This is a genomic window from Kitasatospora sp. NPDC059812 (assembly GCF_042732075.1).
Taxonomy (GTDB): Bacteria; Actinomycetota; Actinomycetes; order Streptomycetales; family Streptomycetaceae; genus Kitasatospora.
Genome location: NZ_JBHWIO010000022.1, coordinates 1 through 9,352, shown reverse-complemented (window position 1 = coordinate 9,352; position 9,352 = coordinate 1). Strand labels below are relative to the sequence as shown.

The following is a 9,352-nucleotide window of genomic DNA, read 5'->3' as shown; positions in this document are numbered from 1 at the left end:
CACCGGGGCGCGCCGGGGCCGGGGGGGCCCCCCCCCGCGCGGGGGTGGGGGGGGCCCCCCGGCGGGCCCGCCCCCGCCGCGGGGGGGGGCCCCCGCTCATGCTGAGCGGGCGCCCGTCTCCACGGGTCCGTCCAGATTCCTGTGCGAAGCCGACCGCATCCACATCGCCGACCGGCTGCGGGAGAAGGCGACAGTTCGCGCGATCGCGGCCGAGCTGGGCCGGAGCCCGTCCACGATCAGCCGGGAGATCCGACGCAACTGCCATCCCGAGAGCGGCCGTTACCGGCCCCACGCCGCCCAGGCCCGGGCCGACGCCCGCCGGCCTCGACCGAAGACGGGGAAGATCGGCGAGAACGCCGAGCTGCGGAACTTCATCCAGGTCCACCTGGACAAGAAGTGGAGTCCGGAGCAGATCTGCCACGCTCTACGCAGAACCTTCCCCGAGCGGCCGGAGATGCACGTGGTCCCCGAGACGGTCTACCAGGCCCTCTACATCCAAGGCCGCGGCGAACTGCGCCGCGAGCTGGCCGGTGCTCTGCGCTCCGGACGCGCGCGCCGCAGACCGCACCGCCAGGCCAACTGCCGCCAGTCGCGTTTCACGCATCCCATGGTCATGATCAGTGAACGGCCCGCCGAGGTGGAGGACCGGGCGGTACCCGGCCACTGGGAGGGCGACCTGATCATCGGCAAGGACGGCGCCTCCGCCATCGGCACCCTGGTCGAACGCGCCACCCGCTACGTCATGCTCCTGCACCTGCCGGGCGGCCGCACCTCCGAACACGTGCGCGACGCCCTCGTGGCCACTGTCCAGACGCTGCCCGGCCACCTGGTGCGCTCACTGACCTGGGATCAAGGCGCCGAAATGGCCGCTCACGGCTCGTTCACCGTCGCAACCGGCGTCCCGGTCTACTTCTGCGACCCCGCCAGCCCCTGGCAGCGCGGCTCCAACGAGAACACGAACGGCCTGCTGCGGCAGTACTTCCCCAAGGGCACCGACCTGTCCGTCCACGACCCGGAACACCTCACGGCGGTCGCCACCGAGCTCAACGGCCGCCCACGCAAAACGCTCGACTGGGAAACCCCAGCCGAGCGCCTGCATAAACTGCTCGCGGCCTGATCAAACCGACCACGTGTTGCAACGACCCCTAGAAACCGCCCACCACCGCGCGGGGCCCTTCGGAATGCTCCGGGAAATACAAAAAAAGACCCCGGAAACCGGGGCCTTGAATTTCTGGCTGGGGTACCAGGACTCGAACCTAGACTAAATGAACCAGAATCACTCGTGCTGCCAATTACACCATACCCCAACGCAAAGCAAGGGCCGATGGGATAACCCACCGGCTTCATGCTCTGAAGTACCCCCGACCGGATTCGAACCGGCGCTACTGCCGTGAGAGGGCAGCGTGCTAGGCCGCTACACAACGGGGGCTTCCTGGCGATCCCTTGCGGGATCAGTACCCCCGACCGGATTCGAACCGGCGCTACTGCCGTGAGAGGGCAGCGTGCTAGGCCGCTACACAACGGGGGCTTTCCAGGTGATCCCTTGCGGGATCAGTACCCCCGACCGGATTCGAACCGGCGCTACTGCCGTGAGAGGGCAGCGTGCTAGGCCGCTACACAACGGGGGCTTGTTCTTCACTTGTACTGCTGGACTTGCGTACTGCGCTGGGGTACCAGGACTCGAACCTAGACTAAATGAACCAGAATCACTCGTGCTGCCAATTACACCATACCCCACCAGAGTTGAACCCCTGTCGGGGCCTTCTCAGGCGTTGCGCCTCTCGTTCGGGGCCGGGTGGAGGGTTTCGCTCCCTCGTCCGTTCCCTCCCGGGCGGCGCAGAAAGAACATTACCCGACGCCGGCCCCGGCTCCAAAATCGATAACCCCAGGCAGCGGCCGGGCGACCTGGCGGTGACGTCCCGGCGGTGACGTCCGGGCAGGCAGCGGGCCCGGCACGAGGCCGGGCCCGCAGCCTGCTCAGCGGCCCGCTCAGGCGGCCGGCAGGGCCTCCAGGGCGGAGTTCAGCCGGCGCAGCGTCTCGGGGCGCCCGAGCAGCTCCATCGACTCGAACAGCGGCGGCGAGACCCGGCGGCCGGTGACGGCGACCCGCAGCGGCGTGAACGCGAACTTGGGCTTGATGCCCAGCCCGTCCACCAGCGCCTCGCGCAGCGCGGCCTGGATCGGCTCCGGGCTGAAGTCCGCGAGCGCCTCCAGCGCCTTGACGCTGGCCTCCAGCACCGGGCGGGCATCGGCGGTCAGCGCCTTGGCGGCGTCGTCCGGGTCGACGGTGAAGTCGGCCGGGTCGACGAACAGGAAGCCGGCCATGTTCACGATCTCGCTCAGCACGACCATCCGCTCCTGGGTGAGCGGCGCGATCTTCGCGAGCAGGTCCAGTTGCTCGGCGGTCGGCTCGGCCGGCAGCAGCCCGGGGGCCTGGAGGTACGGCACCAGGCGGCGGACGAAGTCCTCCGGGGCCAGCTTGCGGACGTGCTCGGCGTTGATCGCCTCGCACTTCTTCAGGTCGAAGCGGGCCGGGTTGGCGTTCACCTTGGCGATGTCGAAGGCGGCGACCATCTCGTCGATGCCGAACAGGTCGCGGTCGTCGGCCAGCGACCAGCCCAGCAGGGACAGGTAGTTGAGCAGGCCCTCGGGGATGAAGCCGCGCTCGCGGTACAGGTTGAGCGAGGCCTGCGGGTCGCGCTTGGAGAGCTTCTTGTTGCCCTCGCCCATCACGTACGGCAGGTGGCCGAAGCGCGGGGTGGTGCCGTCGCCGACGCCGATCTCGGCGAGCGCGGCGTACAGCGCGATCTGCCGCGGGGTGGAGGAGAGCAGGTCCTCGCCGCGCAGCACGTGGGTGATGCCCATCAGGGCGTCGTCCACCGGGTTGACCAGGGTGTACAGCGGGGCGCCGTTGGCCCGGACGATGCCGTAGTCCGGCACGTTCTCCGGCTCGAAGGTGAGCGTGCCGCGCACCAGGTCGTCGAAGCTGAGGGTGCGGTCGGGCATCCGGAAGCGCAGGATCGGCTCGCGCTTCTCCAGCTTGTAGACGGCGACCTGCTCGTCCGTCAGCTCGCGGCAGTGGCCGTCGTAGCCGGAGGGCTTGCCGGCCGCGCGGGCGGCCTCGCGGCGGGCGTCCAGCTCCTCGGTGCTGCAGTAGCAGTGGTAGGCGTGGCCGGCCTCGTGCAGGCGGCGGGCGACGTCGGCGTAGATGTCCATCCGCTGGGACTGGCGGTACGGCTCGTGCGGGCCGCCGACCTCCGGGCCCTCGTCCCAGTCGAAGCCGAGCCAGCGCATCGCGTCGAGCAGCTGGTCGTACGACTCCTCGGAGTCGCGGGCCGAGTCGGTGTCCTCGATCCGGAAGACCAGCGTGCCGCCGTTGTGGCGGGCGTAGGCCCAGTTGAAGAGGGCCGTGCGGACCAGGCCCACGTGCGGGTTCCCGGTCGGGGACGGACAGAAACGAACCCGGACGGCCGGGTTGCCCGCGGCGGAGCCGCTGAGCTTTTCACTAGCCACGCTTGATCACCTTGTTGGTGAGAGTGCCGATGCCTTCGATGGAGACGGCGACCTCGTCGCCGACGTTGAGCGGGCCCACCCCTGCGGGCGTGCCGGTGAGGATGACGTCGCCGGGCAGCAGCGTCATGGCCTCGGAGATGTGGACGATCAGCTCGGCGACCGAGCGGACCATCTGGGAGGTGCGGCCGGCCTGCCGGAGCTCGCCGTTGACCGTGCAGGTGACGGCGAGGTCGGCCGGGTCCAGGTCGGTCTCGATCCACGGGCCCAGCGGGCAGGAGGTGTCGAAGCCCTTGGCCCGGGCCCACTGGCCCTCGCGCTTCTGCACGTCCCGGGCGGTGACGTCGTTGGCGCAGGTGTAGCCGAGGATCACCTCGGGCACCCGGTCCAGCGGCACCTCGCGGCACATCCGGCCGATCACCACGGCGAGTTCGGCCTCGTGCTGGACGTCCGAGGAGAACGGCGGGTACGCGATGTTCTCGGTCGGGCCGATCACCGAGGTGGACGGCTTGAAGAAGGTGAGCGGCACGTCCGGGACGTCGTTGCCCAGTTCGGCGGCGTGCGCCGCGAAGTTGCGGCCGACCGCCACGATCTTGTTGGGGAGCATCGGGCTGAGCAGCCGGACGTCCTGGAAGCGATAACTCTCGCCGGTCGGCTGGGGCTGGCCGAACGGGTGGCCGGCCAGCGCGTGGACGACCAGCGAGTCGGGCTGGGAAGGGTCGCCCTCCACCACGCCGAAGGAGACGCTGCCGGCGGCAGGGCTCCCTTCCCGGACGGAAAACCTGGCAATGCGCACGGCTGGGATACCCCTCGCTTCGTCGACCGCCCGGGGCGCGCCCGGGCGCTGGTGGGCGCCTCGCCCACAGTGGGCGCGGCCCCGTCAATCGTCGTCCAGGCTATCGCGTGGGGCCCCGGCTGACCGCTTTGCCCCTGTTCAGCGCGGTCGGGCCGCGAGCCCCGGCGACCGCCCGGGAACGCCGCAGGGCGCCGCGGCCGCCCTCGGTGGCGCGGCCGCGACGCCCTGTCGGAGCGGGGGTCGGGTCAGTCCTGCACGACGACGGGCGCCGGGGCGACCATCAGCTGGGTGCGGCGCGGGTTGGCGGTGCTGGCCGGCAGTTCGGTGCCGTAGGTGACGGCGTCCTCGGGCTTGCGGGCACCCGGGATCGTGCTGAAGTCCGCGACCGAGGCCAGCGTCGTCCGGCGCGGGTTCGCCGTGGAGCGGCAGGGCAGCGTGGACTTGGTGGCGGCCTTCTTCGCCTGGGACATCGAGAGCACCTCGTGGTCGCGGCCGGTCGGATCGCGGCGGATCGTCACCGGCCTGATTGATTCCGAATGATTCGGAGGGGTTCTGGGCAGGCTGATCGGGGCCGTGCTCCGGAGACAGCCAGGTTACGAGATCTCATTCCACAGGGACCGTGACCAAAGCTACACATTAGACTGTGATTTTGATCACAAATTCATGAGCGAATTGCAGATATCCGACATATCGCCGCAACGGTATTTTCCGGCATATCTCCGATAACGGTCATTCCGGAAGGTCTGTGACTCTTTTCGATCTCGGGCCGGGTTGGCATGTATCCGGCGAGTGTCCGAAAAATGCGGTATTCCGGTCCTGTTGCGACACAGTCAGTGAAGTCACGCACGCGTTCGGTAGCGCCGCGCGGCGTGTCCTGGCGGCCCTTGTTGGGATTCCCCGGCTGTGCTGGAATGCCACGGACCGTGGGTAGGGAGAAGTCCACCCCGGCGACGCGCTCACCCGGACCAGCCGGGGAGCGGAAGGAAACTCGACACCGTCCGGTCCGCGGCGACGCGGCGGGACGCCCGGTCCAGAGGTTGCGACGCCAGTGCAGGGACGTTTCAAAAGGGGTAGCGGCGGCGCGGGTAACCCGGAGTCGCACGAGCCCGTGGCAGCCCCCCAGCAGGCGGCGGCTCCCGGCAGCCCGGCCGAGCCGGTGGTCCCCGAGGCCCCCGGCCACCCGGAGGACGACGGCCAGGAACGGAAGTCCGCCCGGGACAAGCTCCGGACCACCCTGACCCGGCGACGGGCCACCGGTCTGAGCCGGCTCGCGATGCGCAACTGGCGCATCCGGACCCGACTGATCGCCCTGCTCGCCCTGCCCGTCCTGGTCTCCCTGGTCCTCGGTGGCCTGCGGATCCAGGCCTCGATGCAGAACTCGCAGCAGCTCTCCCAGATGGCCAACCTGTCCGACCTGGCCAAGAAGGCGACCAACCTCGCGGACGCCCTGCAGACCGAGCGCGACATCAGCGCCGGCTACATCACCGCGCGCCCCAACGACCCGCTCGACGACGACATCGTCACCGCCCGCAGGGCCACCGACGACCTGAGCCGCACCTTCACCGCGTCCTCGGACAAGTTCGAGAACCTCGAACTCTCGGGCGGGAAGGCGCTGCTGTTCCAGATCCGCAGGGACCTGAACTCGATCTCGGACGCGCGCAACACGCCGTACCAGAACAACCAGAACATCCAGTCGACGATCACCGCCTACGACGTGATCATCCGCGACCTGCTGGCCATCACCCAGGACATCGCGCTCGCGTCGAACAACACGGACCTGCTCGTCGCGACCCGCTCGCTGCAGCAGTTCTCGCTGGCCAAGAACGCCACCTCGCAGCAGCGCGCCCTGATCGGCGCCGCACTCGCCAACCCCAAGGGCCCCGACCTCAGCCCCAGCGACGAGTCCTTCGGCATCCGCCTGCGCACCTCGTACGACAACTCGCTCACCAGCTTCAACAACATCTACACCGCGCACGACCTGGACAACCTGCGCGGCCAGCTCAGCTACAACTCGGTGATCGCCGACGCCGACCGGTACGCGCGCTCGATCCTCCAGCCGAGCGGTATCCACCAGACCGACCCGGTGACCTACAAGGACTGGTACGAGAAGGCCAGCGCCAAGATCACCGCCGAGCGCCGGATCGAGTCCAAGCTCATCGAGGACCTCGACGGCAAGGCCCAGGACCTCCAGTCCCAGGCCGACACCGAGGCCATCATCATCGGTGCCGCCATCGCCCTGGTGCTGCTCGTCGCCCTCGGTGGCGCCGGTCTGATCGCCCGCTCGATGGTGCGCTCGCTGACCCGGCTGCAGGCCGCGGCCGAGGACGTCGCCGAGCGCCGCCTGCCCGAGCTGGTCAAGACCCTCTCCGAGAGCGACCCGCACGACGTCGACACGACGGTCGAACCGGTGGCCGTCGACTCCACCGACGAGATCGGCCACGTGGCGCACGCCTTCGACATGGTGCACAGCGAGGCCGTCCGCCTCGCCGCCGAGCAGGCCCTCCTGCGCGGCAACATCAACGCGATGTTCACCAACCTCTCGCGCCGCAGCCAGGGCCTCATCCAGCGCCAGCTGTCGCTCATCTCCGAACTGGAGAGCCGCGAGGCCGACCCGGACCAGCTGGCCAACCTCTTCAAGCTGGACCACCTCGCGACCCGCATGCGCCGCAACGGCGAGAACCTCCTCGTCCTCGCCGGTGAGGACCCGGGCCGCCGCTGGACCAGGCCCGTCCCGCTGGTCGACGTGCTCCGCGCCGCCGCCTCCGAGGTGGAGCAGTACGAGCGCATCGAACTCGCCGCTGTACCGTCGGCCGAGGTCGCCGGCCGCGTCGTCAACGACCTCGTCCACCTGCTCGCCGAGCTGCTGGAGAACGCCACCTCGTTCTCCAGCCCGCAGACCCGCGTCCGGGTCACCGGCCACGCACTGCCCGACGGCCGCGTCCTGGTCGAGATCCACGACACCGGCATCGGCCTGAGCCCCGACGACCTCGCCGAGATCAACGAGCGCCTCGCCAACCCGCCGACGGTGGACGTCTCGGTCTCCCGCCGCATGGGCCTCTTCGTGGTCGGCCGCCTGTCCCTGCGACACGGCATCCGCATCCAGCTGCGCCCCAGCGACTCCGGCGGCACCACCGCGCTGGTCATGCTCCCGGTCGACGTCACCAACTCCGCCGACCGCCGCGGCCCCGCCCGGCCCGGCCCCGCCCAGGCCAAGCAGCAGCGCGGGGTCGCCCCGACGCCGCGCCAGCAGCGCCAGGTGCCGCCCGGCCAGGGCGGCCCGGCCGCGCTCGGCCAGGGCCCGGCCGGCGGCGCCCCGCAGGGCGGCCGCCCGCAGCTCGGCCAGGGCGGCCCGACCGCTCCGACCGGCCCCGGTGCTCCGACCGGACCGAACGCTCCGGGTGCTCCGGGTGCTCCGACCGGACCGGGTGCGCCTGCCGCGCCCGGCGGCCGGGCCGGCGGCCTGCCGACCCGCCAGGTCGGCAAGTCGCTGCGCGAGAACCCCGTCCAGCCGGGCCAGCAGGGCCCTGGCCAGCAGCCCCAGGGACCCCAGGGCCCGGGCCGGCAGGCCCCTCAGCCCCAGGGCCAGAAGCCGACCCAGCAGGCCCCGCAGTCCCCGCAGCCCCAGCAGTCCCCGCAGGGCGGCCTGCCGCAGCGCGGCCCGAACCGGCCGGGCCCGGCGCAGGGCGGCCCCGGCGGTCTGCCCCGCCGCGGCCAGCAGCAGCCCGCCCAGGGCCAACCCGGTCAGCAGCAGCCCACCCAGGGCCGCCCCGGCCAGGAACGGCCGCGCCCGGGTGGCGAGTTCGACGGCGGTCCGGGCCCCCGGACCGGCGAGCAGCCGCAGCACGGTCGGCCGGGTCGGCCGGGCGGCGCTCCGCAGCAGCAGGGCGCCCGCCCGGGCAACCGCCCGCAGGAGGGCCTGCCGCAGCGCCGGCCGGCCCCGCAGGGCCAGGGCGGCCCCGGTCAGGGCGGCCCGCAGGGTCAGCCCGGTCCGCAGGGCCAGCGCCGCCCGCAGCGCCCCGGCCCGGACGCGCCGCAGCGCGACCGCCAGCCGCAGCTGCCGCTGCAGCAGCAGGCCCAGCCGCTGCCGTCGGCCGAGCCGGCGTCGATGGAGAGCACCCAGCAGTTCGCCCGGCCGCGCTTCGAGGCCAGCCAGATCGACCCGCGTGACCCGCTGGGCCTCGGCCTGGTGGAGCCGGTGCTGCCGAACCCGGCGCGTCCGGAGCCGGTCCGTCAGGAGCAGGCCCGGCCCGAGCCGGTGCGCCAGGAGCAGGCCCGGCCGGAGCCGATGGCCCTGCCGACCGGCCCGTCCGGGGGTGCGGCCGAGCAGCCGTGGTACCCGCAGGAGGGCGGGCAGGAGGCGCGGCCTCGGACGTACCAGCCGCGCCGGCCCGGCACCTCGGCGCCGGAGTTCCAGCCGTCCGACCCGCAGCGCCGACAGGGCCGGCCGGCCCAGGCCCAGCAGCCCCAGGCTCCGCAGCAGGCCGCGCAGGCCCAGGCCCCCCAGGCCCCGCAGCCCCAGGCCCCTCAGCAGGGCCAGCAGCCGCAGGGCCAGCAGCAGCCGCAGCAGGGCCAGCAACCGCATCCCGGCACCGGGGACGCCCCCTGGCGCCCGTCCGCGAACGACGAGCGCTGGCGCCGCGCCGAGCAGGTCCGCGAGCCCTCGACCAGCGGCGTCACGATGTCCGGTCTCCCCCGGCGGACCCCGCAGGCCAACCTGGTCTCCGGCACCGCCGAGGCCTCGCCGCTGACCGGTCCGCAGGTCTCCCGGGCCCCCGAAGAGGTCCGCGGCCGGCTGACCAACCTGCGCCGCGGCATCCAGCAGGGCCGCCGGGCCGGGGCCGAACAGGCCAACCAGCCGGGCTCCCAGCATGGTGCCCAGCAGCCCGGATTCGATAGTTTCGGTGGCCGGACCGACGGCAACGGCGCAGATCACCAGGAGCGTTGAGTTGAATCAGATGAGCCAGGCCGCACAGAACCTGAACTGGCTGATCACCAATTTCGTGGACAACACCCCCGGGGTGTCCCACACCGTGGTGGTCTCCGCCG

Annotated in this window: 4 protein-coding genes, 5 tRNA genes and 2 pseudogenes; 3 read left to right on the top strand and 8 right to left on the bottom strand. The window is 71.8% G+C overall.

Annotated elements, in window-relative coordinates; all coding sequences use genetic code 11:
- Positions 1-44 precede the first annotated feature (44 nt).
- Positions 45-1,117: pseudogene (locus ACFV6D_RS14180) on the top strand (IS30 family transposase).
- Positions 1,118-1,232: 115 nt separating this feature from the next.
- On the opposite strand, the gene ACFV6D_RS14175 reads toward ACFV6D_RS14180, so the two are convergent.
- The 8 genes from ACFV6D_RS14175 to ACFV6D_RS14140 all read right to left on the bottom strand — a co-directional run bounded on the left by ACFV6D_RS14175 (position 1,233) and on the right by ACFV6D_RS14140 (position 4,824).
- Positions 1,233-1,307: transfer RNA gene (locus ACFV6D_RS14175), tRNA-Gln, on the bottom strand.
- A gap of 49 nt (positions 1,308-1,356) precedes the next feature.
- A tRNA-Glu gene (locus ACFV6D_RS14170) sits at positions 1,357-1,429 on the bottom strand.
- 26 nt (positions 1,430-1,455) lie between these two features.
- Positions 1,456-1,528 (bottom strand) — tRNA-Glu (locus ACFV6D_RS14165).
- Between the two features lie 27 nt (positions 1,529-1,555).
- A tRNA-Glu gene (locus tag ACFV6D_RS14160) sits at positions 1,556-1,628 on the bottom strand.
- Positions 1,629-1,665: 37 nt separating this feature from the next.
- Positions 1,666-1,737, bottom strand: a tRNA-Gln gene (locus ACFV6D_RS14155).
- A gap of 252 nt (positions 1,738-1,989) precedes the next feature.
- Positions 1,990-3,513: a glutamate--tRNA ligase gene (gene gltX / locus ACFV6D_RS14150; RefSeq protein WP_363375967.1), complete on the bottom strand. Its 1,524-nt coding sequence runs from the start codon at positions 3,511-3,513 to the stop codon at positions 1,990-1,992.
- Positions 3,506-4,306 carry a fumarylacetoacetate hydrolase family protein gene (locus tag ACFV6D_RS14145; RefSeq protein ID WP_063347716.1) on the bottom strand — a complete coding sequence of 267 codons (801 nt, stop codon included), beginning with the start codon at positions 4,304-4,306 and terminating at the stop codon, positions 3,506-3,508. The genes gltX and ACFV6D_RS14145 overlap by 8 nt, the downstream gene beginning before the upstream one ends.
- Before the next feature lie 245 nt (positions 4,307-4,551).
- Complete coding sequence (locus ACFV6D_RS14140; protein ID WP_347878533.1) at positions 4,552-4,824, bottom strand: hypothetical protein; 273 nt, start codon at positions 4,822-4,824, stop codon at positions 4,552-4,554.
- A gap of 590 nt (positions 4,825-5,414) precedes the next feature.
- Between ACFV6D_RS14140 and ACFV6D_RS14135 the strand changes: the two genes are divergently transcribed.
- The gene (locus ACFV6D_RS14135) at positions 5,415-9,251 is read left to right on the top strand and encodes a nitrate- and nitrite sensing domain-containing protein (RefSeq protein ID WP_380559845.1); all 3,837 of its coding nucleotides are present in this window, start codon (positions 5,415-5,417) and stop codon (positions 9,249-9,251) included.
- Positions 9,252-9,261: 10 nt separating this feature from the next.
- A pseudogene (locus tag ACFV6D_RS14130) lies at positions 9,262-9,352 on the top strand (roadblock/LC7 domain-containing protein); the annotation flags it as partial.